The sequence below is a fragment of the Paenibacillus sp. B01 genome (assembly GCF_009649995.1).
Taxonomy (GTDB): domain Bacteria; phylum Bacillota; class Bacilli; order Paenibacillales; family Paenibacillaceae; genus Paenibacillus_O; species Paenibacillus_O pasadenensis.
In genome coordinates this window covers 4,400,685-4,425,176 of the sequence record NZ_CP045802.1, presented here as the reverse complement: position 1 = coordinate 4,425,176, position 24,492 = coordinate 4,400,685, and the positions used below count along the sequence as shown (strand labels likewise).

Annotated in this window: 25 protein-coding genes and 1 pseudogene; 21 read left to right on the top strand and 5 right to left on the bottom strand. The window is 62.5% G+C overall.

From position 1 onward, the window contains the following. Window positions 1-106: 106 nt before the first annotated feature. Window positions 107-270: pseudogene (locus tag GE073_RS25550) on the top strand (DUF1801 domain-containing protein); the annotation flags it as partial. A gap of 50 nt (window positions 271-320) precedes the next feature. Here the strand turns inward: GE073_RS25550 and GE073_RS18975 are convergent. Beyond that, on the bottom strand, window positions 321-1,055 hold the full coding sequence (locus GE073_RS18975) for a MerR family DNA-binding transcriptional regulator (RefSeq protein ID WP_228551645.1): 735 nt from the start codon (window positions 1,053-1,055) through the stop codon (window positions 321-323). Between the two features lie 158 nt (window positions 1,056-1,213). Between GE073_RS18975 and GE073_RS18970 the strand changes: the two genes are divergently transcribed. Further along, a complete protein-coding gene (locus GE073_RS18970; protein WP_153784108.1) occupies window positions 1,214-2,095 on the top strand; it encodes an alpha/beta fold hydrolase in 882 nt (293 codons plus the stop codon). A gap of 86 nt (window positions 2,096-2,181) precedes the next feature. On the opposite strand, the gene GE073_RS18965 is transcribed toward GE073_RS18970, so the two are convergent. Continuing rightward, the gene (locus GE073_RS18965) at window positions 2,182-2,805 is read right to left on the bottom strand and encodes an FMN-dependent NADH-azoreductase (RefSeq protein WP_028599207.1); all 624 of its coding nucleotides are present in this window, start codon (window positions 2,803-2,805) and stop codon (window positions 2,182-2,184) included. Between the two features lie 238 nt (window positions 2,806-3,043). Between GE073_RS18965 and GE073_RS18960 the strand changes: the two genes are divergently transcribed. From GE073_RS18960 to GE073_RS18950, 3 genes are read left to right on the top strand one after another with little or no spacing between them, the layout of a single operon-like run. After that, on the top strand, window positions 3,044-3,877 hold the full coding sequence (locus GE073_RS18960; RefSeq protein WP_228551642.1) for a phosphotransferase family protein: 834 nt from the start codon (window positions 3,044-3,046) through the stop codon (window positions 3,875-3,877). Then, window positions 3,874-4,638, top strand: a complete 765-nt coding sequence (locus GE073_RS18955) for a GNAT family N-acetyltransferase (protein ID WP_194843408.1) — start codon at window positions 3,874-3,876, stop codon at window positions 4,636-4,638. The genes GE073_RS18960 and GE073_RS18955 overlap by 4 nt, the downstream gene beginning before the upstream one ends. Next, window positions 4,635-4,814, top strand: a complete 180-nt coding sequence (locus GE073_RS18950) for a hypothetical protein (protein WP_028599205.1) — start codon at window positions 4,635-4,637, stop codon at window positions 4,812-4,814. Before GE073_RS18955 ends, GE073_RS18950 begins: the two co-directional genes overlap by 4 nt. A 55-nt stretch (window positions 4,815-4,869) precedes the next feature. Here GE073_RS18950 and GE073_RS18945 read toward each other — a convergent pair whose 3' ends face one another. Next, window positions 4,870-5,352: a DinB family protein gene (locus GE073_RS18945; RefSeq protein ID WP_153784105.1), complete on the bottom strand. Its 483-nt coding sequence runs from the start codon at window positions 5,350-5,352 to the stop codon at window positions 4,870-4,872. Window positions 5,353-5,467: 115 nt separating this feature from the next. Then, on the bottom strand, window positions 5,468-7,090 hold the full coding sequence (locus GE073_RS18940) for a stalk domain-containing protein (protein ID WP_153784104.1): 1,623 nt from the start codon (window positions 7,088-7,090) through the stop codon (window positions 5,468-5,470). Window positions 7,091-7,264: 174 nt separating this feature from the next. Between GE073_RS18940 and GE073_RS18935 the strand changes: the two genes are divergently transcribed. After that, entirely contained in the window at window positions 7,265-7,759 is a 495-nt protein-coding gene (locus GE073_RS18935; RefSeq protein ID WP_028599202.1) for a DUF6933 domain-containing protein, read from the top strand. Between the two features lie 71 nt (window positions 7,760-7,830). Here the strand turns inward: GE073_RS18935 and GE073_RS18930 are convergent, their stop codons facing one another. Then, window positions 7,831-9,264: a SpoVR family protein gene (locus tag GE073_RS18930; protein WP_153784103.1), complete on the bottom strand. Its 1,434-nt coding sequence runs from the start codon at window positions 9,262-9,264 to the stop codon at window positions 7,831-7,833. A 160-nt stretch (window positions 9,265-9,424) separates the two neighbouring features. Here GE073_RS18930 and GE073_RS18925 point away from each other — a divergent pair, with 160 nt between their 5' ends. The 15 genes from GE073_RS18925 (at window position 9,425) to GE073_RS18855 (ending at window position 24,481) form a co-directional block, all read left to right on the top strand. Next, on the top strand, window positions 9,425-9,646 hold the full coding sequence (locus GE073_RS18925; protein WP_153784102.1) for a Uma2 family endonuclease: 222 nt from the start codon (window positions 9,425-9,427) through the stop codon (window positions 9,644-9,646). Continuing rightward, window positions 9,646-10,536 carry an aminoglycoside phosphotransferase family protein gene (locus tag GE073_RS18920; RefSeq protein ID WP_153784101.1) on the top strand — a complete coding sequence of 297 codons (891 nt, stop codon included), beginning with the start codon at window positions 9,646-9,648 and terminating at the stop codon, window positions 10,534-10,536. The genes GE073_RS18925 and GE073_RS18920 overlap by 1 nt, the downstream gene beginning before the upstream one ends. Window positions 10,537-10,686: 150 nt before the next feature. Continuing rightward, a complete protein-coding gene (locus GE073_RS18915) occupies window positions 10,687-11,334 on the top strand; it encodes a TetR/AcrR family transcriptional regulator (RefSeq protein ID WP_052333311.1) in 648 nt (215 codons plus the stop codon). Window positions 11,335-11,349: 15 nt separating this feature from the next. Beyond that, window positions 11,350-12,546, top strand: coding sequence for a YhgE/Pip domain-containing protein (locus GE073_RS18910; RefSeq protein ID WP_153784100.1), 1,197 nt, complete (start codon window positions 11,350-11,352; stop codon window positions 12,544-12,546). Window positions 12,547-12,670: 124 nt separating this feature from the next. Further along, the gene (locus tag GE073_RS18905; RefSeq protein ID WP_052333310.1) at window positions 12,671-13,756 is read left to right on the top strand and encodes a glycoside hydrolase family 88/105 protein; all 1,086 of its coding nucleotides are present in this window, start codon (window positions 12,671-12,673) and stop codon (window positions 13,754-13,756) included. Window positions 13,757-14,049: 293 nt separating this feature from the next. After that, window positions 14,050-14,289 (top strand): hypothetical protein, encoded by a 240-nt coding sequence (locus GE073_RS18900; protein WP_028599196.1) that lies wholly within the window; start codon window positions 14,050-14,052, stop codon window positions 14,287-14,289. Window positions 14,290-14,540: 251 nt separating this feature from the next. Beyond that, window positions 14,541-16,358, top strand: a complete 1,818-nt coding sequence (locus GE073_RS18895) for an APC family permease (RefSeq protein WP_028599195.1) — start codon at window positions 14,541-14,543, stop codon at window positions 16,356-16,358. A 221-nt stretch (window positions 16,359-16,579) separates the two neighbouring features. After that, a complete protein-coding gene (locus tag GE073_RS18890; RefSeq protein WP_153784772.1) occupies window positions 16,580-17,458 on the top strand; it encodes a VOC family protein in 879 nt (292 codons plus the stop codon). Between the two features lie 84 nt (window positions 17,459-17,542). After that, window positions 17,543-17,806, top strand: coding sequence for a DUF3886 domain-containing protein (locus tag GE073_RS18885; RefSeq protein ID WP_028599193.1), 264 nt, complete (start codon window positions 17,543-17,545; stop codon window positions 17,804-17,806). A gap of 212 nt (window positions 17,807-18,018) precedes the next feature. Further along, window positions 18,019-18,309: a hypothetical protein gene (locus GE073_RS18880; RefSeq protein ID WP_153784099.1), complete on the top strand. Its 291-nt coding sequence runs from the start codon at window positions 18,019-18,021 to the stop codon at window positions 18,307-18,309. A 3-nt stretch (window positions 18,310-18,312) separates the two neighbouring features. Beyond that, window positions 18,313-19,086 (top strand): alpha/beta fold hydrolase, encoded by a 774-nt coding sequence (locus tag GE073_RS18875; RefSeq protein ID WP_153784098.1) that lies wholly within the window; start codon window positions 18,313-18,315, stop codon window positions 19,084-19,086. 718 nt (window positions 19,087-19,804) lie between these two features. After that, a complete protein-coding gene (locus tag GE073_RS18870; RefSeq protein WP_153784097.1) occupies window positions 19,805-21,223 on the top strand; it encodes a family 43 glycosylhydrolase in 1,419 nt (472 codons plus the stop codon). A gap of 122 nt (window positions 21,224-21,345) precedes the next feature. Continuing rightward, a complete protein-coding gene (locus GE073_RS18865) occupies window positions 21,346-22,644 on the top strand; it encodes an ABC transporter substrate-binding protein (protein ID WP_028599187.1) in 1,299 nt (432 codons plus the stop codon). Between the two features lie 109 nt (window positions 22,645-22,753). Further along, window positions 22,754-23,641 (top strand): carbohydrate ABC transporter permease, encoded by an 888-nt coding sequence (locus GE073_RS18860; protein ID WP_153784096.1) that lies wholly within the window; start codon window positions 22,754-22,756, stop codon window positions 23,639-23,641. Continuing rightward, complete coding sequence (locus GE073_RS18855; RefSeq protein WP_028599185.1) at window positions 23,642-24,481, top strand: carbohydrate ABC transporter permease; 840 nt, start codon at window positions 23,642-23,644, stop codon at window positions 24,479-24,481. Window positions 24,482-24,492: the final 11 nt, after the last annotated feature.

Genomic DNA, 24,492 nt, shown 5'->3' with positions numbered 1-24,492 from the left:
CGGTCTTCAGGTACAGGCTGATTTCCGCCTTCCGGGGAGAGAAGCACACAAGCGGCGCGTCTCCGCATGGCTTACGAGCTGAAAGACGAAGCAGTCCGAAGCGAGCATGCTGGATTTCATCGAGAGCGTAGACAACCCGCAGAAGCGCGAAGATGCCTATCGGCTGCTGGACCTGTTCACGGAAACGACCGGACAGGAGGCGAGGATGTGGGGGCCGAGCATCATCGGCTTCGGCTCCCCTATCCTTACAAGTACGCCTCCGGTCACGAATCGGTGCAGGGGCCTTCAACCAACCCCGTCACCTTTTCGCCCACGCCGGTTCATTCAAGGCTGGCTTTTATGAGCTGCTTCCGATAAGCCATCAGCTCCGCGATCGCTTGAAACTGCCGCTCCAGCTGACCGTTCAGCTTCTCCAGAGCGAGCTCGAAGGAAGTCTCGACGCTGGAGAGCTGCCGGCCGTCCAGCTCATCGAGCAGCTTTTTCATGTTGTCTATCGAATAGACCGATTGTCTCAAGCTGCTGATGACAAGGATCCGGCGCAGCTGGCGATTCGAGAACAGGCGGTAGCCGTTGGCGGGATTCCGCTCGGAGGCGATTAGCCCCTCCTTCTCCCAGTGGCGGATCGCGGATGGCCGGACGCCGGCCAGCTCCGCCGCTTCTCCGATCGTCCTTCCTTTCTTGCGGTCCGCTCTCTCTGGCGGATCCGACTCAGCCGACCGGATCCAGACGAGGAGCGACTCGACCCGCTCCTTTTCCGCCTGGATATCGGCTTGCTGCCGATTGACGCCCCACAGCGCCTGCCCGCCTCGTCCCTGCTTGAGGAGCCGCATCGTTTCGTAGGCGAGCGGGATCGAGCCGGCCTTCAGCAGAGCCCGGATCGTCTGAAAAGCTTGCCGATGAAGCTCGGCATAGCCTCTGCGTCCGCTTTCCGTTCGAGGCACATCCGGGATCAGGCCCAGATCCTCGTAGCGGCGCAGCGTCGTCGTGCTGACCTTCAGGAGCTCGGCCAGCTGGCTAGGCGCGTAGAGCTTCTGCATCTTCTGCATCTTCTGCATCGCCTCACCTTTCCTCCTTCATGTAGAACCTTGAAGCGCTACAACAACATTGAACCGGATTGAGACCCGCAAATCAAGGCTTTCCGCCCGTCGAACCGAAAGCTTGCCTTCATGTAGTAGCCTAATAAGGAGAGGGAAAAGGAAAGGAAGGATGCCGAATGGACCGAAAGGCGAAGCTGTCTCGCGGGGAGATCGATGTCGGGGTTGCGGGGAGGCCGGATGGCCGAGTCGTCCTGCTGCCGGGAGCAAAACGGAGCGTATACGGAAAGGAGGCCGATGCGCTCTTGCAGTGGGGAGTCGACCCGCTTCTTGGAGAGCGGTTCGTTCAAGGGCTGGCGGAATCGTTTCGGGTCGTATATTTCGACTATGAAAGCTATCTTTTCTCGAATCCGTATCCGGAAGGCTTGACTGCCGAGCGAGCCGCAAGGGACATGCTGGAGATCGCGGATGCCGCGGAGGTCGGGCGCTTCAGTTATTACGGGTACTCGTGGCTCGCTCTGGTCGGCTTGCAGGTGGCGATCCGCACCGATCGGATGGAAAGCCTCGTCATGGGAGGTTTCCCTCCTCTGGACGGGCCTTATGCAGAGATGCTTGAGGTGACCCGCCGCACGCATGAGCTGGCCCGGCAGAACTGGCTGCGGCCTGGCGCTTCCGTGCCGCCTCCAGAGTCTCCGCCATCCATGGAAGAGCATGACTGGGACAGCGCTCCGGTCACGGTCGATCCGCAGGTCGCGCTGCAGTTTCGGACGTTGTATGAAAGCCTGGCGGACTTCGATGATCGGCGCGTCCAGGACAAGCTGGGGATGCCGAGGCTGGTCTTTGCCGGAGAAAGGGACATGATCGCCTACGGGGAAAGGTTCGGCGGCGTGACCGTCGATATCGCCGGGCCGATCGAGCGCCATCGGAGATCCATGGAGCGGGCAGGATGGCGGGTGGAGCTTCTTCGGGGAGCGGATATGGACCATGTGAAAGCGATGCAGCCGGACGCCGCGCTGCCGCTGATCAAGCCCTGGCTGGAAAAAGCTCTGGCTCCCCGATGACCCGGCATCGGTCGCCCGAATAGCAAAAAAACGGAGGATCTCCATGCCAGGCATGGGGATCCTCCGTTCGTGGTTGCAGCCGTTTCTTAGAAGTCGGAAGCGACAGCCTTCACTTTGTCCAGACCTTCGCGCAGAATGTCGGCGGAGCGGTCGCGGAACTGGTTGTGGCCTTCGATGACGAGCTCTTGCACGTCGGCTCCGAACAGGCCGAATGCGCCTTTGAGCGGACGGACAGCCGCTTCGAAGTCGGCCATCGGACCTTCGGAGTACACGCCGCCGCGCGCGCTCAGCAGCACGACTTTTTTGCCTTTGGCCAGGCCTTCCGGACCGTTCGCCGTGTAGCGGAACGTCTTGCCGGCTTGGGCGATGTAAGCGACATAGTTGATCAGCGGAGCCGGAGCGGCATAGTTCCACAGCGGAACCGTGATGACGACCTTGTCGGCTTCGAGGAACTGGTTGACGTATTGGTTGACGCGATCGGCCGCTTCCTGCTCCTCGGCCGTCAGCTCCATGCCTTGCGCGCCTTTGAACATCGCGGTCATCGCCGTGTTGCCGTAGAACGGCAGGAGCTCCGTGTACAGATCAAGCTCGGTCACCGTGTCGCCGGCATGAGTGCTCTTATAAGAGTCCAGGAAGGCGTCGTACATTTGAACGCTGACGGCCTGATCCGAAGGACGGTCGTTTGCTTTGATGAATAGAACGTTTGCCATGAAAAAAATCGCTCCCTTGAAAATGAATTGTGACTGAATAAGTCACAGTATAGCGTGATAACTAAAAATGTGCAACTAACTTTTTTTAGGACTGAGGACAGGATCTGGGGATCGGTCCTGAGGATTCGATAGCTTGCCCGTTGGAAGCGATCTCAATGTGTCGATTCCGGGGCGGTCGGCATATTTACACGATAAGGAAAAATCTGTATGCTAGATCCATCGAAATGAGGTGGGTTCATTGAAGGATGGGTTGGCTTCGACCCTCGGCGAGCCGATCGGCAGGGGGAACACGGCGACGATTTACCGCTGGGGAAAAACGGAGGTCGTCAAACTATTCCATGACGGTTTGACGGCTCGTCAGGAAGCCGAGAAAGAAGCGGCCAAGGCCGTCTTTTTTCAGAAGCTCGGCTTGAATGCCCCTTCTTTTGGCGGATTCGTCGAGTTTGAAGGTCGGCCGGGACTGATTTATGAGCGGATCGAGGGCTTGACGATGCTATGGACGATCGAGCCGTCGGCGGCAAGCGTTTCCGCCCATGCCCGGATGATGGCTCGTCTGCAGAACGAGCTGCACGGCGTCCGCGCCGAGGGCGGTCCGGAGCTCAAGACGGATATGGCGCGGATGATCCAATGGGCGCCTTGGCTCACGGAAAGCGAAAAGCAGGCGTCTCAGGCCGTGCTGGACGTTCTGCCTGCAGGCGAGCGAGTATGCCATTATGATTTTCATCCGGACAATATCATCCTGTCTCCGCGAGGACCGGTCATCATCGATTGGATGAACGCGCTCGTCGGCGATCCGGCGGCGGATGTAGCCCGCAGCTCGATGATGCTCCAGGGGCGGTCGCTTCCGCCCGGCGCTCCGGAATGGGTGCGCCGGCGCGAGCTCAGGGAGCTATTTCATCACGACTATCGCCAGGAGTACTTCTCGCTGTCCGGGATGGACCCGGCGCTGGCGGATGCCTGGATGGTTCCGACCTTCGCGGTCCGCGCTGCGGAAATGGACCGTGGCGACGACGGCAGGCATGCGGCTCAGCTGCGCAGCCTGCTCGCCGCGACGCCAGGAGGATGGACATGATTCTAATCGTGCTTATCGCGCTTCTTATGCTGACGTTCAGCCTGTACCAGAAAACGAAGTCGGTTCAGGAGGATTTGACCGCCATTCGCGAAAAGCTCGGCCTGCTGCGGCCGGAGGAGCTCGCGGAGCGCGAGCTGAAGCGGGCGATGGAGGAGGAAGCGAAGCTTGCGGAGCGCGAGACGCATGATCCCGAGCTTGAGGCGTACAACCGCGAGATCGAGGAAGAGCTGGAGAGGATGCGCGGGCCAGAAGACCCCACCTCTAGCGCTGGGGGCTCGGGGCCTGGCGCGCAGGTGCGGCTGGTTCCGGCTGCCGTCGAGGATGCGCCGCGACTTGCGCAGATGAATCGGATGCTGATCGAGGATGAGCGCAGCTCGAACCCGATGAGCGACGAAGAGCTGCTGGAACGGATGCGCGGCTGGCTCCTCTCGGAGGAGTGGCACGCCCAATGGATCATGCTTGACGAGCGGACAGCCGGTTATCTGCTGCATCGGCGGAGCGAGGATGGGAACGGCCAGATCCGGCAGCTGTTCGTGGAACGGCAGCATCGGCGCAGCGGCATCGGGCAGCAGGCTGTCCGGCTGTATGTGGACCGCCATGCTCCTGCAGGCACGGAAGTGACCGTCGATGTTCTGGAGAGCAATCCCGAAGGGATGGCTTTCTGGAGAAGCGCTGGCTTTCGGCCCTATTCGACCCGGCTGAAACGGCCGACAAAATCTGCGGCCGAAAAAAATGCCGCTGAATCCGAGGAGGAGCAATGAATTCGGCTACCGGCTTTTCCGCATTTAGCTTCTTTTTGCCCCTTGGCATTGGCATCGTCTACCTGCTATTGATTGGTATTGGATTTTACGTGCTCTATCTTCTAATTAAGCTGCTGAAACGCGCTATCGCCGCGCTGGACATCTACCTGGACGAAAAGCGCAACCATCGGCTCTAGTTCCTTACGCCGATACAAAAAAATCCAAGGCTCTCATAAGCCTTGGATTTTTTGTTCAGCCGGCGTTGGCCGCTTGCCGGTTCAGCTGGCGGCGGATCGCCTGGACGGCTCCGATATGCAGTCCTTCGTGAAAGATCGTGCGCACAAGCACTTGCTCGATCGTATGCATCCCCATCTCCGTCGGCGGATAGCTCTCCTCGAGCCGATCGCCGTACCGCTCCCTCAGCTGCAGCGGCTGCTGCCGCAGCAGCTCCAGCAGCTGGCCGTACGAGGGGGTCTCGGCCGTGAAGCGGCTCGGGTTCGTGCCGTATCCGAACCAAGCGGGGAAGCCTGGCGGCAGGGGGACCTCCTCCTTCGTCAGCGCCCGGATCCACAGGTACTGGTCCGTGAACACATGTCCGAGATTCCAGCGGATGTTGTTGGCGAATCCGTCCGGGATCCGGTCGGCGGCGTCCTCGCCTGCCGCCTCGGCGAGTTCGAGCAGCTCGCTCCGATACGCTTCAAGCTGGTTGAACAACACTTCATGCCGGGTCTGCATCGCTCATTCCTCCTCCTTTTTCCACGACTACTTTGCCATCAGAGGACCGAATTCCTCCAGTCGTGTAAAAATCGGGGAGAAAATGTCGCGTCGTCGTCCCGATCAGGCTATGCGCTTAATGCGCGTGGTCATGCTCCACGCCATGCTCATGCTCTTCGCCGTGGGCATGGCCGCCCGCGCCGAGCAGCTGGATGCCGAGCAGGCTTTCCAGATCATGCTCCTGGATGTAGGCGGAGCCGCCGACGAGCCGGATCGGAGCATGCAGCTCCGCCGCCTTGCCACCTGCCTTCGCCGTCCGGCCGCCGATCGTCAGCTGCACGGACAGGCCCTCTCCGCTCACCGCGATGCCGGCGCCGGCTTGCCACTGCACGCGCAGGCCGAACGCCGCGGCCGTGCTGCGCAAAGGCAGCCAGGCATGATCGTCCTGCATCAGCGGAGCGGCCGCCAGCGGCACGGATTTATCGCCGCGCTTCAGCGCCGGCTCCGCTGCCGCTGGAGAAGCGGACGGCTCGGAGGCGGACGGCGCATCGTCGCCGCCCTTTTTCTCCAGCAGCTCCAGCCGGGTCGGCTCGCCGCCGACCTCCAGGTAGCGGACGAGCTTGCCGGAGGCCAGCTCGACCTGGGCGATCCGTCCCTCGCCGGGCAGGCTGACATAGGCGTAGCGCGCGCTCGTGGCGATATCCGGCAGCACCGCCTTGTCGACATGCTCATGGAAGTCGGCGCTCCAGCCTTGGCCGATCGCCGTCGCGCGCAGCAGGCTGCCGCTGGCCGAGTCGCGGATCTCCAGCGTGCCGGATCGGCGCAGGCTCAGCAGGTACGCCTGATCCGAGGAGACCGCCTGGCGGATCGACGGCTCGATCGCGACCGTCTCATACGCATAGGGCTGGCGGCTGGCGTCCAGCTTGTACAGCAGCGGCAGCGTGCCTTCCGTGTAGCCCCAGAACACGCGGTCCTTGCCCTCCAGGAAAGCGGCGACGCGCTGCTTCTCCGGATAGTCGATGCGCGCGACGGCCTTCGCCGTCTCCGCGCCCTGCGTGCCGACGACCAGCGTGCCGTTCTGGCAGCCGAACAGCAGGCGGCCGCTCGGCTCGTCCTCGGCGATTCCGTGCAGCACCGGGCAGCCGGCGATGCGCGTCTTTTCCTGGCCGCTCTCGAGGTCGAGCACCTGGACGAAGCCTTGCTGCAGATGGCCGACGTAGAGCAGGCCGCCCGCCTCGGCATAGTGGTAATGGGCGTTGCCCGCCAGCGCGAGCTTGCGTACGCTCACGCCGTCCAGCGAGTCGAGATCGCCGCTGAGCAGCAGCAGCTCCGCTTTGGATTCGTTGGCGATCGTCGGCAAGCCGGCCACGGGATGCGAGCTGTCGGGCGAGTAGCCCTCGAACGTGCGTGAGACGATCGGAGGACGGGCGGCGCCGGTCGCCGGATCGAAGCCGGTGTTCACGACGGTGACGTAATCCTTGTCCGTGTCGCGGCCGCGCGTGACGAACAGATGGCGGGCGTCCGGCGCCAGGCTCAGGCTCATGATCGAGGCCGGCGTGGACAGCCGCGAGACCGTCTTGCCGCTCGGCAGATCGATCGTGACGAGATCGCCATTCTGGCCGTCGGCCACGAACAGCCGGGCTTCGGCTGAGGTGCTTTCCGAAATGCGTTCTACCGTCCCGTGCGCCATGGCGCCGGATGCAGGCAGCAATAGAGCAAGCGCGCTCAGCGAAAGCGCGAATGCGGACAGCTTGTTCAATCCAACCCTCTCCTATATGTAAAAATTACAAACAAGGATGATGCTACAGCTATTCGGCAATGCTTGTCAATGCTTTTTTCAAGGAATGGCGGCTGAAGGATGGACGAGCCGGCGGTGCTGGCCGTATAGTGGAAAGTAAAATCGGAACCGCCGAACGGAAATGAGGACGGAAGCATGATTACGCTGCGAATGACCCAGTCGCTGCTGAAGGACATGAAGGCGAAGCCGGACGAGCAGGCGGCGGACGGCCTGTACAGCTGGCATGCGAACATCATCAAGCTGAACAACCGCAAGCAGATCCTGCTCGTCAACGACGAGACGCTGCTCTGCCTTTTTCTCGAGGGCATCCGCGCCGGCCAGCTCGACAAGCTGCAAAGCGCCTTCGTGCAGACGCTGCGGGAGTACCTGCTGCAGCAAAAGCTGGAGGAGCGGGCGGTAAGCCTCTACCTGGAAGAAGCCACGACTTTCTCCATCGCCAAAACGAACAGCCGCAGCGTCATCGGCACGATGACGGAAATCTCCTTCTTCCAGCGGGATGATTTTGCCCATCCGCTTGACCGCATCGGCTATCATAACCGCATCATCCGAAAGCCGCTGAACTACGACCGGCCGATCGAAGCTTTCCAGAAAGCGCTGTGGCTGAACATGAAAGCAAGAGCGGGCGGCTGACGTCCGGTGTTTCCCTGCTCAGACAAGCAAGCCGTCCCGTTCGCGCGGGGCGGCTTGCTTTCGCTTCCGATTCAGATGAATTTCCGGCTCGTCTTTTTGCCGTCGCAGCTGAAGACGATTTTTTTGTCCTCGACGACCGTCTCCAGATGGACCGCCTTGCCCCAGAGGTTGACGACATGCGGCAAGGTGCGCTCGACGTACTTCAGGTCGAGCTCGACGCCCTCGTACTTGTGCCCGAGATACAGCTCGCCGACGCGGTTGAAGTCCCCGTTCAGCACCTCGAGCACGGGGAAGCCGCCGTTGATGCGGGAGACGACGAGCTGCTCGCGGACGTTTTTCCACGTCTTGTCGGTGATTTTCCACTCCGGGCCCTTCTTCTCGAAAATGTACAGGTCCATGTCCTCGACGAGCTGCTTGGTCAGGTAGTTGCGGAGGAACGAGGTGTCGGAATCGAGCTCGCGCACCTCGAAGATCTTCTCGCGGCCGCGTCCCGGCTTGTAGCCGAAGCGGCGCCGGTCGTCCTCGCTCGGCTCATCCCAGCGCTTCTCGATGTCCTCGAAGATCTTCAGCCCCAGGTAGTACGGATTGAGGCTGCCGCGTCCGGGGATGACGACGGAGGAGTTGAGCTTGGCGAACTCGATCGTCTCCTCGCTCGTCAGGTCCATCTCGCGGATGATGCGCTGATGCCAGTAGGAGGCCCAGCCCTCGTTCATGATCTTGGTCTCCATCTGCGGCCAGAAATACAGCATCTCCTCGCGCAGCATGCTCATGATGTCGCGCTGCCAGTCCTGCATCGTCGGACTGTGCTCCTCGATGAACCAGACGAGATCCTTCTCCGGCTGGCGGGGGAAGCGGTGGTGGTCCGGCTGCACGTCCTGGTCGCCGGCATCGTCCTCGTCGAGCGACCAGAGGTCGTCGTAGGCGCCCGCGGGTGGCGCTTCGGCTTCCTCGGCTTCCCGGCGCAGGAACTCGCCCTGCAGCGACTTGTCGAGCTGGCGCGGCTTCACGAGCGCGGGATCGATATGCTCCTGGATGGCGAGCACCGAGTCGATGAACGCCTCGACCGTCTCCGTGCCGTACAGCATCTCGTACTGCGTCACGCGCTCGGCCGTAGCGGACATGCTCTCCACCATGTCGCGGTTCGTATTGCGGAAGCGGGCGTTGTTTTTGAAAAAGTCGCAGTGGGCGAGCACATGCGCGACGATGAGCTTGTTCTGGATGAGCGAGTTGCCGTCGAGCAGGAAGGCGTAGCAGGGGTTGGAGTTGATGACCAGCTCATAGATCTTGCTGAGGCCGAGATCGTATTGCAGCTTCATTTTGTTGAAGGACTTGCCGAAGCTCCAGTGGGAGAAGCGGGTCGGCATGCCGTAGGCGCCGAACGTATAGATGATGTCCGCGGGGCAGATCTCGTAGCGCATCGGGTAAAAGTCAAGGCCGAAGTCGGCCGCGATCTCCGTGATCTCGTCGATCGCCCGCTCCAGCTGGCGGATCTCGTCCTGAGTCATGTCCGTTCCATCCCTCCGTGCGAAAGTTGAGGTTCATACCCAATCTATGCGCCGGTGGACGGGACTATGAGGGATGGGGGCAAGTGCAGTCCCTGAAGAGATGGGGTATACTTTCCCTAGAACGATCCGAGGATGCAGGAACTCGAAGGAGGAGAGACCGATGTCATTTCCGGACGAAAAAGCCGTCTACAGCTACCAGGACTGGCAGACATGGGAAGGAAACTGGGAATGGATCAACGGGAAGGCGTACAGCATGTCTCCCGCCCCTACACCGCTCCATCAGTCCGTCGTCGGAGAGCTCCATTTCGCTTTGCGAGCTTACTTCCAGCGCAGAAGCTGCCAAGTCTTCGTCGCTCCCTTCCGCTTGGAGGCGGATGCCTGATGGGGACGATCGGCATCACCTCCGACCTCGTCCAGAGGCTGATCGCCCGCCAGTTCCCCCAGTGGAGCCGTCTGGAGGTGCGTCCGGTCGACGAGAGCGGCCATGACAACCGCACGTTCCGCCTCGGTCCGGAGCTGGCCGTCCGCCTGCCGAGCCATGAGCGCTACGCATCCGCCGTGGAAAAGGAGCAGAAATGGCTCCCCGTCTTTCAGCCGCATCTGACGCTGCCGATCACCGTGCCCGTCGCCAAGGGCGAGCCGGATGAGGAGTATCCGCTGCCCTGGTCGGTCAATCGCTGGCTGGCCGGCGAGCCGGTCTCCCGTGCGGCGATTCGCGATAAAATCGAGTTCGCCGAGGATCTTGCCGCTTTCCTGCTGGAGCTGGAGGCCATCGACGCGACGGACGGCGTGCCGGCAGGCGAGCAGAATTTTCATCGCGGCGGCGATCTCGCGGTTTATGAAGACGATGCCCGCTCCGTGCTGGCGAAGCCGGGCGCTCCGTTCGATGCCGCGCTGCTGACTGAGGTCTGGGAGAGGGCGCTGGCGGCGCCGTTCTCCGGCCAGCCGGTCTGGCTGCATGGAGACGTCGCGGTCGGCAACCTGCTGGCGAGCGGCGGCCGCCTGAGCGGCGTCATCGACTTCGGCACGATGGGCGTCGGCGACCGGTCCAGCGATTTGGTGATGGCATGGAATTTTTTTGATGACCCGAGCAGAGCCGTGTTCCTGGAGCGCATGGCCGCCGACGAGGGCGTGATCGACCGCGCCCGCGGCTGGGCGCTCTGGAAGGCGCTCATCACCTACGAGTGGCATGAAAAAGGCTCGGAGCTGTCCGAATGGGGCAGGCGCGTGATCGATGAGATCGCGGCGGAGTATCGCGGCCGGCGGAGCTGACGGATCGTCGGCTATCCGGGCCGATAGGAGGGGGACAGCGTTCGGGGCCGGCATCCGGCACCGAGCGCTCTTGACCGTTGCGCAGCGGAGTGATATAACCCAGTGAGTAAGTACTTACTTTTGAATCGGGAAGAATGAGGTGAACGGAGGTTGACCAGCAACCTGTTCCAGGAAATCCTGCTCTCCGGCGCATCCAAGCTGACGGTCAAGCAGGAGCGGATCGTCGAGGCGGCCATTCAATTGTTCGCCGAAAAGGGCTATTCCAATACCTCGACGGCGGAAATCGCAAAAGCGGCCGAGGTGTCGGAGGCGAGCATCTTCAAGCAATACGGGACGAAGGAGAAGCTGCTGCTTCATCTGCTCGTCCCTCGCGTCAAGGAAATCTTTCCGGTCATGGCGGAAGAGGTCATTGGAAGCATCGTCCGCACCAACTCGTCGCTCGAAGGGTTCCTGCGGGCGTTCATCCGCAACCGGGTCGATTTCGCGCTGGAGAACAAGGACATCCTCCGCGTCCTGATCAAGGAGCTGATCTACAAGGAAGAGCTCAAAAACGACATCCTGCCCTATCTGGCCGATGTCGCGGCTTCCCGGCTCATTCCGGTCATCGAGCTGTTCCAGCAGCGCGGGGAGCTCATTGAACTGCCTCCAGCTATGCTGCTCAAAAATCTGTTCACGTTCGTCGGCGGATTTTTCGCTTCGCGCCTCGTGCTCCTGAACCAGGACGTCATCGAGGACGAGGAGATCGAGGAAGCGGTCCGCTTTCTGCTCCGCGGAATTGGAAATCCATCGTCTATCTAAAGGGAGGGTCCTGACATGCAAGCCAAAGAAAAAAAGCTCGTTCTGCTCGCGCCGGTCATCGCGCTGCTGATCGTATTCGTATTCTCGCTCACGCTGTTCCCGAGCGTGCAGGTCAAGCCTCGGCAGCTGCCGATCGCCGTCGTCAACGAGGATCAGGGAGTCGAGATCTCCGGCCAGCCGAAGCTCAATATGGGCGAGACGATCGTCGAGACGATCCGGCAAGCGCCGACGGCCCCCGGCGAGGAGCCGGCTGTCGAGTGGGTCGTCGTGAAGGATGAGGATGCGGCGCGGCAAGGCCTGAACGACAAGGACTATTATGCCGCGCTCGTCATCCCGCAGGATTTCAGCGCCAAGCAGGCTTCGCTGCGGACTCCGTCTCCATCGTCGCCGGAGCTCCGGATCTACCTCAATCAGGGCCTGAACGCGGCGGCGGCTGCCGCGGCCGGCCAAGTGCTGAACGGCGTCGTCGATACGTTGAGCGAGAAGATCCGCGCGCAGGTGCTGGATGCGTTCCAAGCCCAGGGAGCGACGCTGTCGCCCGACCAGGCGGCCGCGCTCGCCGTTCCGATCGCCAAGAAGGTGACGAACGTCAACGAGATCGGCACGAAAAGCGCAAACTGCAACGCGCCGATCTCGCTGTTCCAGCCTCTCTGGATGGCGAGCATGGCCTGCTCCGCCGTCCTGTTCCTGGCATTCGGCAAATCCGCGGCCTCCGATCGCAAGCGGTCGCTCGCGACGAAGCTCGTCCACATCGGCGCGGGAGCCGTCGTGGCGCTGATCGTCGGCTTCGGCTTCGCCTGGATCGCGGAGGCTATGATCGGGCTTGCGATTCCGCAGTTCGTCGATACGGCTCTGTTCCTCGCGCTTGCCTTCTTCAGCTTTTTCCTGCTCATCACGGCCGTGGTGTCCTGGCTGGGGCTCAAGGGCATCGCCGTGTTCGCGCTGATGCTGTTCTTCGGCGCTCCGCTGCTCGCTCTGGCTCCGGAGATGATGTCGCCGTTCTACCGGGACTGGATCCATCCTTGGCTGCCGATGCGGTTCATGGTCGACGGACTTCGGGAGCTGTTCTTCTTTGGCAAAGGACTGAGCTGGAATCATGCCGTCGCCGCGCTGACCTGGATCGGAGCGGGCGGAGCCGCCGTCACGCTCGCTTCGGCTCTCAAGTCCGGCGCAGCCGAGAAGCGCCGCCGCCAAGACTCTGCTTTTCGCTGAAACAAGTCGGATATCTGTATGTCATCCCGCTCGTGAAGCCGTTATAATCCATTACAAACGACAGCATGCGGACGGAGCAGGCCGAATGTCCGCATGCTTTTCAGGAAATGGAGGGCTTGGACGGATGAACATACTGGCTTCCGCGGACCGGCTGAACCAGGTGGCGGATCGGGTGGTCGACTATACGTTCGGGATGGATCTGACCTGGGACTGGCCGGGCGGCGTCGCGTTTTACGGCGTCAGCCGGGCATACGAGGCGACGGGCGACAAGACGTATCTGGAGCGGATGATCCGCTGGGTCGACGAGTATATCGAGGTCGGCCTGCCCGGCTGGACGGTGAACACCTGCGCCATGGGGCATATGCTGCTCACTCTGTACGAGGAGACGAAGGATCAGAAATACCTCGACATCATCCTGAGCAAGATCGATTATTTGGAAAATCGCGCGCTGCGGTTCGGCGACCGGGTGCTGCAGCATACCGTGTCGTCCAAAAACGACTTTCCGGAGCAGTGCTGGGCGGATACGCTGTTCATGGCGGCGTACTTCATGCTGCGCGTCGGCGTCAAGCTGAACGAGAAGCGGCTGATCCATGACGGGCTGCATCAGTTCCTGTGGCACATCAACTACTTGCAGGACGAGGACAACGGCCTCTGGTACCACGGCTACACCCACGTCCACCAGAACCATATGTCCGGCATCCACTGGGCGCGCGCGAACGCCTGGGCGGCCTATACGATGTCCCGAGCCGCCGGCGAGGTGCCGGAGGGCTACCTGTATCCGCCGATGATGCATATCTGGAGCTCGTTGCGCGACCAGCTCGCGGCGCTCAAGAAGCTTCAGAAGGACGACGGCCTGTGGGGGACGGTGCTGGACTGCCCGGATGCGTACGGCGAGGTGTCGGCGACAGCGGGCATCGCCGCGGCGATGGTCCAGCAGGGCAACCCGCTTCATACGAAGTACGTTCAAAAGGCTCTCGACGGCGTGCTGGCGAATATCGCCGACAACGGGCGGGTCCGAAACGTGTCGGGCGGCACCGCCGTCATGAACGACGTCGACGCTTATCTTCAGATCGACCGCAAATGGGCGCAGGGCTGGGGCCAGGGGCTGGCGCTCGCGCTCCTCTCGTCCGTCATCCAGCGGGCGGCAAAGCGGAATGAAGCCGCAGCGGCCGGGCCGGCGGAAGAAGAGGCGGCAAGCGCAACGGAATAGAAGGACAACAGCGTCGGCGGATCCCGCCGGCGTTTTTGCTTGCGGGGAAAAAAAAAAGCGGCCCGCCGGTGGCAGCCGGCGAGCCCAAGATGATGCTCTATTCAAAGGGGGGTCATGTGTTCATTTTAAGCATCGAATCTTAAACCAACCTGAAGAAAAAATCTCAATCCCGTTACATCTCGTTTACAAATGAAACTGCCGGTGGAAAACAGGTTAAGCCGAATCGGGCCTCGCGGGGGAAGAGACGCGCCTCTATGATGGAGGGAGATGCAGAATAAAGGAGCAGGAACGACATGGCAATCGACAAGCGCGGCCGTCTGAACGAAGAAATATTTACCTATAAGCGCACCAAAAACAACGGGATATTCCTCTATTGGAATGGCAAACATGTAAAGACTCTCGCCGGCAAGGCAAGCGACAGGTTCTTGAGCGCGATTGCAGGCCAGGACCATAAAGGAACGCAGCTCGTCATGGCCAAGCTGACCGGAAACTTCAAGCACGGCAACGAGAAGGACGACAAGTCCAGTCATTGAGCCGCCTCCGCCGAAGAGCTCTTGCCGGCTGCAAGGGCTCTTCGGCGCGTTCAGGCCGAACGGGACGGCTCGAATTGCGTTTCGGAAGGATGGTTTTCGGTTGAAAGGAGAGAAGCAAGAAGCTTAGGTGTAAATGTTTATTTACAGCGATAAGGGCCGGGTGTAAGATACATCATGGCTCCGGCGCAGACGGGGCCGCCAGCACTCAACCATGTCAAGGCGCAGCGAGCGCAAAGGGGAAAGCAAGCATGATGGCAAACCGAATGAAACGGCTGCTGATCGGCCGGCCGATGAAAAGCAAGGAGCTCGAAGGAGAGAAGCTGGGGCGGCTGAAGGCGCTCGCCATCCTGTCCTCGGACGCTTTGTCCTCCGTCGCCTACGGCACGGAGCAGATCCTGATCGCCTTGATGGTCGCCGGCTTCGCCGCGGTCTGGTACAGCATCCCGATCTCGATCGCGGTGCTCGGCCTGCTGCTGATCCTCATCCTGTCGTATCGCCAGACGATCTTCGCCTATCCGATGGGCGGCGGCGCCTATGTCGTGGCCAAGAACAACCTCGGCACGACGACCGGCCTGTTGGCCGGCGGCTCGCTGCTGATCGACTACATCCTGACCGTCGCGGTCAGCGCCTCCGCCGGCACCGATGCGATCACGTCGGCGTTCCCGTCGCTGCACGACCACCGAGTGCTGATCGCGACGGTCGTCATCCTGTTCCTCACGCTCATGAACCTGCGCGGCGTCACCGAGTCGGCCTCGGTGCTCGCGATTCCGATCTATCTGTTCGTCGTATCCATCTTCGTGCTTATCGTCTCCGGCGTCATCCGCTACCTGACCGGCGGAGCCCATCCCGACATTCCAGAGCTCGGCACGGCCGTCAGCAACGTCAGCCTGTTCCTGCTGCTCAAGGCGTTCAGCTCCGGCTGCTCGGCGCTGACCGGGGTCGAGGCGGTGTCCAACGCCATCCCGAACTTCAAGCAGCCGGCCGAGCGCAACGCCGCCGCGACGCTCGTCATGATGGGCCTTATCCTCGGCGGCATGTTCCTCGGCATCAGCGTGCTGGCGTATTGGTACGGCATCACGCCGAGCCACAACGAGACGGTCGTGTCGCAGATCGCCGCCTCGACGTTCGGCCGCGGCTTCCTGTACTATTTCATCCAGGGCGTGACGGCGCTCATCCTGTTCCTGGCGGCCAATACGGCGTATTCGGCGTTCCCGCTGCTGGCGTTCATGCTGGCCAAGGACAAATACATGCCGCATGCGTTCATGGTGCGCGGCGACCGGCTCGGCTTTTCCAACGGCATTCTATTCCTCGCCGCGTTCTCGATCGTGCTCGTCGTGCTGTTCGGCGGCGATACGGAGAACTTGATCCCGCTGTACGCCGTCGGCGTGTTCATCCCGTTCACGCTGTCGCAGCTCGGCATGATGGTGCGCTGGGTGCGGCTGCGGCCCAAGGGCTGGGGAGGCAAGCTCGCGATCAATACGGTCGGCATGCTGACGACGCTGGGCATTACGCTCATCTTCATCTTCACGAAGTTCTCCCAGGTGTGGATGGTGTTCGTCTTCCTGCCGGTCGTCATGTGGCTGTTCCTGCGCATCCATCGCCACTACGTCAAGGTCGCCGACGAGCTGCGCATCGACCTCGCCGCCGACAAGCCGGTCATCAAAGGCAGCACGGTCGTCGTGCCGGTCGCCGGCATCACGCGCGTCGTGAGCAACTCGATCGGCTACGCCAAGTCGCTCACGGACAACGTCGTCGCCGTCTACGTCGGCTTCGACGACGACTCCATCGAGCGGATGGAGGCCAAGTGGGCGGAGTGGAACCCTGGCGTGCGCCTGATCGTGCTGCGCTCCAGCTACCGCAGCATCACGCGGCCGCTGCTCAAGTTCATCGACACGGTCGAGTGGAAGACGGCGGAGACCGACCATATTACGATCCTCATCCCGCAGTTCGTGACGAAGCACTGGTGGCAGCACATCCTGCACAACCAGACCGGCCTGCTGCTGCGGACGTATTTGTTCAACCGCAAGGACATCGTCATCGCGACGGTCCCTTATCATTTGAAGCATTGACGAGAGACAAGAGCGCTCCGCTCCGATCTCCTGCGGCCGGCTCGACTTTGAATGAAGCCGCTCGAAATGGATACGATAGGGAAGAGCCGAAAAGGGACGAGGCGGGCGCTGCTCGCAGCGTCCCTTTTTCATGGGAACGAATCGGATCCGCAGACGATTGCATCTATTTACTTTATGTATTATACTAACTAAAAATAAGTAACTAATGAGGTGCATCCATGATGAATAATCCTTTGCAGGGCTCGATCGATCCCGCCGTCCGCATCGGCAAGGTCCGGCTCAAGATCCGCGACCTGGACCGTTCCATCGCCTATTATCGCGACATCCTCGGCTTCCGCGTACTGAGCCGCAGCGGCGGCGAGGCCGCGCTGGGCCATGCCGGCTCGGACGAGGCGCTACTGGAGCTGGAGGAAAGGCCGGATGCCGCGGCGGTCGACCGCCGCTCGGCGGCCGGACTGTATCATTTCGCGGTGCTCGTGCCGGATCGCCGGTCGCTCGGGCTCGTGCTTCGCAACATGGCCGAGGCGGGCATCCACATCGGCCAGGGCGACCACTGGGTGAGCGAGGCGCTGTACATCACCGATCCTGACGGCAACGGCATCGAGATCTACCGCGACCGTCCGCGCAGCGAGTGGACGTACGACGAGAGCGGCCATGTGCGCATGGGCACCGATCCGGTCGACGTCGAGGGCTTGCTCGCGCTGGCGGAGGGCCAGCCGTGGGAAGGGCTGCCGGACGGCACGGTCATCGGCCATGTCCACTTCCATGTGGCGGAGCTGGAGGCGGCTCGCCAGTTCTACTGCGGCCTGCTCGGCTTCGATCTGATCGTCGACGGCTGGCAGTCGATGGGGGCGCTGTTCATTTCCGCCGGCGGCTATCACCATCATATCGGGCTCAACATCTGGGCCGGACGAGGCGCCAAGCATCCGCCGGAGAACGCCGTCGGCCTGAAGTTCGCCACGATCCTGTTCCCGGACGAGGCGGCGCGCCTGGCGGCGGCGGACCGGCTGCGGGCAGGCGGCGTCGACGTTCGCGAGGCGGAGGGCGGCCTTGAGGTCGTCGATCCTTCCGGCATCACGCTGCGCCTGTCGATCGGCTGAGCCGAGCGCGGCAGATGCCGGGAGGGGCGCGCTGTGGTATAATCGCCTGCGAGCAAGCTAGACGCGAGGGGAGGATGCCGCAATATGGCCAAAAAGAATCGGGGCCGCGCGCCGGAGCCGCGTCCGGAAGCGGCGGCGAAGCCGGCGACGCTGAAGGATCTGCTGCCGGCGGAGCTCGTCGACCGCCTGAAGAACCAGGCGGGAGACATGCGCGCGGAGCAGGAGCGCGTCCGCGAGGAAGAGCGCCGTCGCGCCGAAGAAGCGCGCAAGGCCGAGCAGAAGCGCAACGAGAGCAGCATGGAGTATCTGCTTGAGAACAGCAGCATGGACTGGAAGAAATTCAAGTAGAATCGAGCCCTTTTTCCGCATGGTCTGCGGCGGATGGACCCTTTCCTTTCCGGCAAGGCCCTTCCCTTCCATAAGGGAGGGCCTTTTCGTTGTTTCACTCGGGCTCGCGGTGGTAATAAAGGAAGCGGACGGCAGCGAGGGCTGCCCGGCTCGGAGCGAAACGAGCCCATCCGGACCGAAACGAACGCGAGAAATCAGGAGGTACGACAACGATGAATTCCATCATGATGACGATGAACGAATACAGAATGCAGGACGATCGGCTGAGCCAAGGCTTTGCCGCCAGCCAGGCCGAGCTTGGGGATCTGGAGGAGCTTGAGCTGACGCTGGCCGAGATGCGCCAATATGTCGAGCGCTACCCGGAGGACGAGACGGGGGTGCTGCATCTGCAGCAGTTCGAGCGCAAGCGCGCGGCGCTCGCCGGCGAGCTGGAGCTGCTCGATGCGGCGATCCTCGCCTGCTCGATCGGCGGCGCGGAGACGGCCGGCTCGCTCCATGTCTAGACAATGAGCGAATTTGCCAACTCCCAGTCCCGCCCGAAGCACCGGCGCAGGACCAAGGCGGCGATGTGGATCGCCGCCTCGCTGCTCCTGCTGGCTGCGGCCGGACTGATCGTGCTGAAGGCGCTAAGCTACGGTCCTGCTGCCGAGGCCGAGGAAGCGCTGCGGGCAGCCGACGTCGAGGTCGAGCAAACCGACTCCTTCATCGCCTTTGTCCCGACAGGCGATCGCAAGAGCCCGTCCGTCCTGCTGTATCCCGGAGCGCTTGTCGATGAGCGCAGCTACGCGCCGCTGGCGCTTGAGCTCTCCCGCCGAGGCTACCCGGCCTATCTCATCCGCATGCCGCTCGACCTCGCCGTGCTGGGAGGGAGCCGCGCCGACGGGGTGCTGGACTCGGCCCGGGACGGGAGCTTTGTCATCGGCGGCCATTCCCTCGGCGGCGTGATGGCGGCCCGATATGCGGCGGAGCATCCGGACCGGCTGGCGGGCGTGTTTTTCCTCGCCTCCTACCCCGACCCCAAGGGCGACCTGAACGGAAGCGGCCTGAAGGCTCTGTCCGTGTTCGCGACGAACGACGAGGTGATGGACCGCGGCGATTGGGGCCAGGCGAAGCGCTGGCTGCCGCCGGACACGGCGTACGTGCCGATCGAGGGCGGCAATCATGCCGGCTTCGGCGCTTACGGCGAGCAGCGGGGCGACGGCAAGTCGACTCTCCCTGCAGGCGCGCAGGCGCGTCACACCGCCGAAGCGATGGCCGCGTGGCTGGAAAGCCTGCCGTGAAAGCGGTCCTCCCGCAAGGCGCATGGCGCAGAGGAATGGAAGCAGCAAACGAGACGAAGCCGCAGGAAGCGGCTTCGTCTCGTTTGCGTTGCATCATTTTCTTGACGGCGCGGCTCGCCTGGCGGAGAAGCTTCGTTGCGGCCTGGCCGGTTCGCTTGTCGTCTCCGTGCTGGCTTGCAAGCAAGCAGCTGGAGTGATGCCGACGAGCAGCTGAACTGCTCCCGGCAAGCAGCCGGAATGATGCCGACGAGCAGCTGAACTGCTGCCGGCTGACGGCTTTCCGCGGCAACGATCCCTGGTGCGCTTAGAGACCCATATTCCGCCTTCATGATCGACTAACGACGCGTCATACGCTTAAACCGCTCCGACGCCCCCATTTCGCTCATTTTTTTCGTCTTTTTAACGGCTAAGCCCGCCACGCGTCGTTAGGCATGGAAATGGCGTCATTTCAACCTGCTAACGATCTGATTCGTCGTCAGCTCCCTGGCTTCGGCAAGAGAATTGCTTCGGCCGCTCGAGCCGCCGCTGAATCGTTCCAGATGGACGATGCCGACTTCGTCTAGAGCCGGTCGGCTTGCCCATTTGCGGACATTTCCATTCCATGATCTAGAAATACGTCCGGCATCTGCAAAAGGATGTCCTGGAAGCGCTTCCCTGAACCGAGTAGACTGGGCTTGGCGCATCTCGCATATGCGACCATCCCAAGGAGGAATCGATCATGATCAAACGCCTCGCCCTGATGGCCCTCGCCTGCTGCCTCGCCGTCACGCTGCTGCTGCCGCTCGGCGCCGAGCGCGCGCATGCCGCCCCGGTCTCGACCTTCTTCAACGTCATCAAGCAGGACGGAGCCGATCCGTGGATGTACAAGCATACGGACGGTTACTACTATTACACGCAGACGACGGGCGGCAACATCACGCTGTCCCGCTCCAGGACGCTCAGCGGCATCGACGCCGGCGAGAGCGCCGTCGTCTGGACGCCGCCCGCAGGCACGATGTACAGCTCCAACCTATGGGCGCCCGAGCTGCACTATCTCGACGGCAAATGGTACGTCTACTTCGCCGCCGACAACGGCAGCAACGAGAACCATCGCATGTACGTGCTGGAGAACGCCAGCGCCAATCCGCTGACCGGCAGCTGGACGCTCAAGGGCAAGATCAGCGACGCGACCGACCGCTGGGCGATCGACGGCACCGTGCTGACCGTCGGCGGCAGCCGCTACTTCCTCTGGTCGGGCTGGGAGGGGACGGTCAACGACAAGCAGCATCTGTACATCGCGCAGATGAGCAACCCGTGGACGATCAGCAGCGCGCGCACGCGCATCGCCACGCCGACGTACAGCTGGGAGACGAACACGACGCCGCAGGTCAACGAAGGCCCGCAGGTCATCGTGCGCGGCAGCACGATCAGCCTCGTCTACTCGGCGAGCGGCAGCTGGACCGACGGCTACTGCCTCGGCCTCATCACCGCCGGCACGTCCGCGAACCTGCTGAACGCTTCGTCCTGGACGAAAAAGAGCACGCCGATCTTCGCCAGCGCGAACGGCATCTACGGCCCCGGCCACCACAGCTTCACCAAGTCCCCGGACGGCGCCGAGGACTGGATCGTCTACCACTCCGCCCGCTGGCAGGGCGCCGGCTGGACGCGCCAGGTGCGCGCGCAGAAGTTCGGCTGGAACGCCGACAATACGCCGAACCTCGGCTCGCCCGCCGCGCCGAATGCGTCGATCGCCGTTCCGTCCGGCGAGCCGTCCCGCGAGCGCTATGAGGCGGAGAACGCCGCGCTCGGAGGCGGCGCGGCGGCGACCAACGAGGCCAGCGCCTCCGGCGGCCGCAAGGTCGGCTACATCGATACGGCGGCGAGCTACGTGCAGTTCACGGTCAGCGCTCCTGCGGCCGGCTGGTACGTGCTCGCGGCGCGCACCGGCAACGGCACGAGCGGCCAGCCGTGGGCGATCCACGGGCTGTCGGTGAACGGCGGAGCGGCCTCGAACTTCTATGTCGCCTACTCCGGCTGGAACAACTGGGGGACGTCCACGGCCAAGGTCTATCTGAACGCCGGCTCGAACACGGTGCGCTTCACCCGCGTCAGCAACTACGCCGAGATCGACAGCCTGGATCTGTTCCCGAGCCTCTGACCTGTAAAAATGTCCACTTCATCTGTAGAAGCGCCATTTTTCGAAGCGTCTCCTTCCCTTACGATAAGGCTATCCAACGAGCCTCGCTCGTGGAAGACCGACATAAAAGGGGAGTATCTCGGATGAGCAAACGCAACCGGAAAAAAGCCTCGATCCTCGCCATGACGCTGATGGTGCCGCTTCTGGCCACCGCCTGCTCGGGCAACGGAAACGGAAATGGAAACGGCAGCGGCAGCGCGGCCGAAAATCAGTCCTCCGGAGGAGGAAGCGGCAAAGCGACGGAAATTCTGTTCTGGTCTCCTTTCTCCGGCTCGGACGGCCCGTTCATGAAAAAGATCGTGGACCAATACAACAGCTCGCAGGACGCCTACAAGGTGAAATTCGTCATCCAGCCGAACGGCGAGTACTACAAGCAGCTCGACGTCGCGCTCAGCACCGGCAAGGAGCGGCCCGACCTGATGATCATGCACGTCGACTCCGTGCCGACGTACCAGAGCAAGGACCAGCTGCAGCCGGTCGACGACCTGGCGTCCCAGGCCGGCATCAACGCCGCGGACTTCGCCGAGGCGCCGATCAAGTACGCGACGATCGACAGCAAGCTGTACACGATCCCGCTCGACATCCACCCGGCCGTCATGTACTACAACAAGGATCTGTTCGAGCAAGCCGGCATCTCCGCTCCGCCGACGAACCGCGCCGAGTTCGACGCCGCCGTCGAGAAGCTGACGAACAAGGACAAAGGCGTGTACGGCTACGTCGTGCCGACGCTGTGGCCGCAGCAGTTCATCTTCCCTTCGCTCGTCTGGCAGAACGGCGGCGAGCTGTGGAACGGCTCCGACGTGGCGTACAACTCGCCGGAGGCGGTCGAGATGGTGCAATGGCTGCGGGATATGGTCGAGAAGGGCATCTCCCCGGGCAACGTGCAGCAGGACGGCGAGAACACGCTGTTCCTCCAAGGCAAAAACGCGATCCAGTTCAACGGTCCGTGGATGAAATCGCAGTTCGACGAAGCCGGCCTGAACTACGGCGTCGCCGTCATGCCGCAGATCGGCAAGGCGAAAAAAGCGGTCTACGCCGGCTCGCACGGCTTCGTCGTGCCGAAGGCGGTCACGGATGCGGATAAGCTCGCTGCGATCGGCGACTTCCTCAAGTTCGTCTCCGGCGACTCGCTCGCTTGGGCGGAGTCCGGCCAGGCGGTCGCTTCCAACAAGGTGCTGGAATCGCCGGAGTTCAAGGCGCTGGAGTTCCAGAGCACGGTCGCCGGCAGCTTCGCCGACGTGCAGTTCGCGCCGAACGTGCTCAACTGGGGCACGATCGTCGAGCCGCTGTGGGGCGAGCTGAGCAACGCGATCCTCGGCAAGAAGCCGGCCCAGCAGGCGATGGACGACGCGGTCGCCAAGTCCCGCCAGGCGATGAAATAATCCGGCTTGCCGGGAAGCGAAAGCGGAAGGACGGCAGAGCGGGCTGTGCGCTCTCTCGTCCTTCTTTCCTTCTCGCCCGCCCGCTGCCCATGAAAGGAAGGACCCATCCATGAAATGGACCTCGCGGCTCACCTCGTTCCTGTTCGTGCTGCCCTATCTGGCCTGCTTCGGCTTGTTCCTGCTGTTCCCGATCCTGTACGGGGTCGTCATCAGCCTCCAGGACTTCGAGCTGCTCTCGAGCGAGCATGCGTTCGTCGGCCTGAGCAACTACATCTCCATCCTCACGCCGGGCACGTACGAGAACAGCCTGTTCTTCCGCGGCCTGTGGACGACGGCGCAGTTCGTCCTCTACTCGGTGCCGCTGCTCATCTTCGTCGCGCTCGCCCTGGCCATGCTGCTGAACGCGCTGCCGGCGCGCGTGCGCGGGCTGTTCCGCACGTTCTACTTCCTGCCGTACGCGCTCTCGGCGTCGGTCATGGCCGTCATCTGGCTCATGATGCTCGATACGAACGCCGGCTTCATCAACAGCCTGCTCGCGCGGCTCGGCTTCGCCGGCATTCCGTGGCTCACCGACACGCCGTGGGCGTGGGTGTCGCTGATCGGAGCGACGATCTGGTGGACGATCGGCTTCAACATGATCATTTTCATCAACGCGCTCAACGAGGTGCCGGAGGAGCAGTACGAGGCGGCCTCGATCGACGGGGCGGGCGCCTGGTCGAAGTTCGTCTCGGTGACGCTGCCGACGATCCGTCCGGTCATGCTGTTCGTCATGATCACCTCGACGATCGCTTCGTTCAACATCTACGCGCAGCCGTTCCTGCTGACGCGCGGAGGGCCGGGCGACACGACGCGCGTGCTGCTCATCAACGTGCTCGACCAGGCGTTCGCGCGCAAGGACATCGGCTCGGCGTCGGCGATGGCGATCCTGATGGCGCTGCTCATCATGGCCGTGTCCGTCGTGCAGTTCAAGCTCACCAACCGAAAGGAGAAGGCTTAGATGACGACTTCGAAACGGAACCAGGCGATCCTTCTCCTGCTGGCCGCGATCATCGCCGCGGTCATGGTGCTGCCGCTGATCTGGATGCTCTCGACCGGCTTCAAGAACGACTTCGAGGCGCTGTCCGGACGGATGGACTTCCTGCCGCGCAAGCCGACGCTCGACAACTTCCGGCAAGGGCTCGGCGGCGAGCTGATGAACACGCCGGTGCTGCGCTGGATCGCCAACTCGCTGTCCGTCGGCGCGATCGGCACGGCGATCGTGCTGGTCATCGACTCGATGGCCGCCTTCGCGCTGGCGCGCCTGACCGACCTGCCGCTGCGCCGGCTGCTGCTGCCGATGTTCATCGCCTCGCTGATGATTCCGGGCGTGCTGACGTTCCTGCCGATGTACATGGAGTTCAACGCGCTCGGCCTCATCAACACGTATCCTGCGCTCATCCTGCCGGCGACGGCGGGCGCGTTCGGCGTGTTCCTGCTGTACCAGTTCTTCCTCTCGTTCCCCAAGGAGATCGAGGAGGCCGGGCGCATCGACGGCGTCAACAAATGGCAGCTGTACGCCCGCATCCTCATGCCGTCGGCCGTGCCGATCCTGGTGACGCTCGGCATCTTCACGTTCATGGGCATCTACAACGACTTCGTCTGGCCGCTCTACGCCACGACGTCGCCGGAGATGCGCACGATTACGGCCGGCATCGCGATGATGGCGACGGGCAGCTACACGCAGAGCTACGGCAAGCTGATGGCGATGACGACGGTCGCCGCGCTTCCGGTCGTGCTCATTTTCATCCTCGGGCAGAAGTCGTTCGTCCGCGCGATTACGAGCAGCGGCGTCAAATAAGGCAGCTTAGA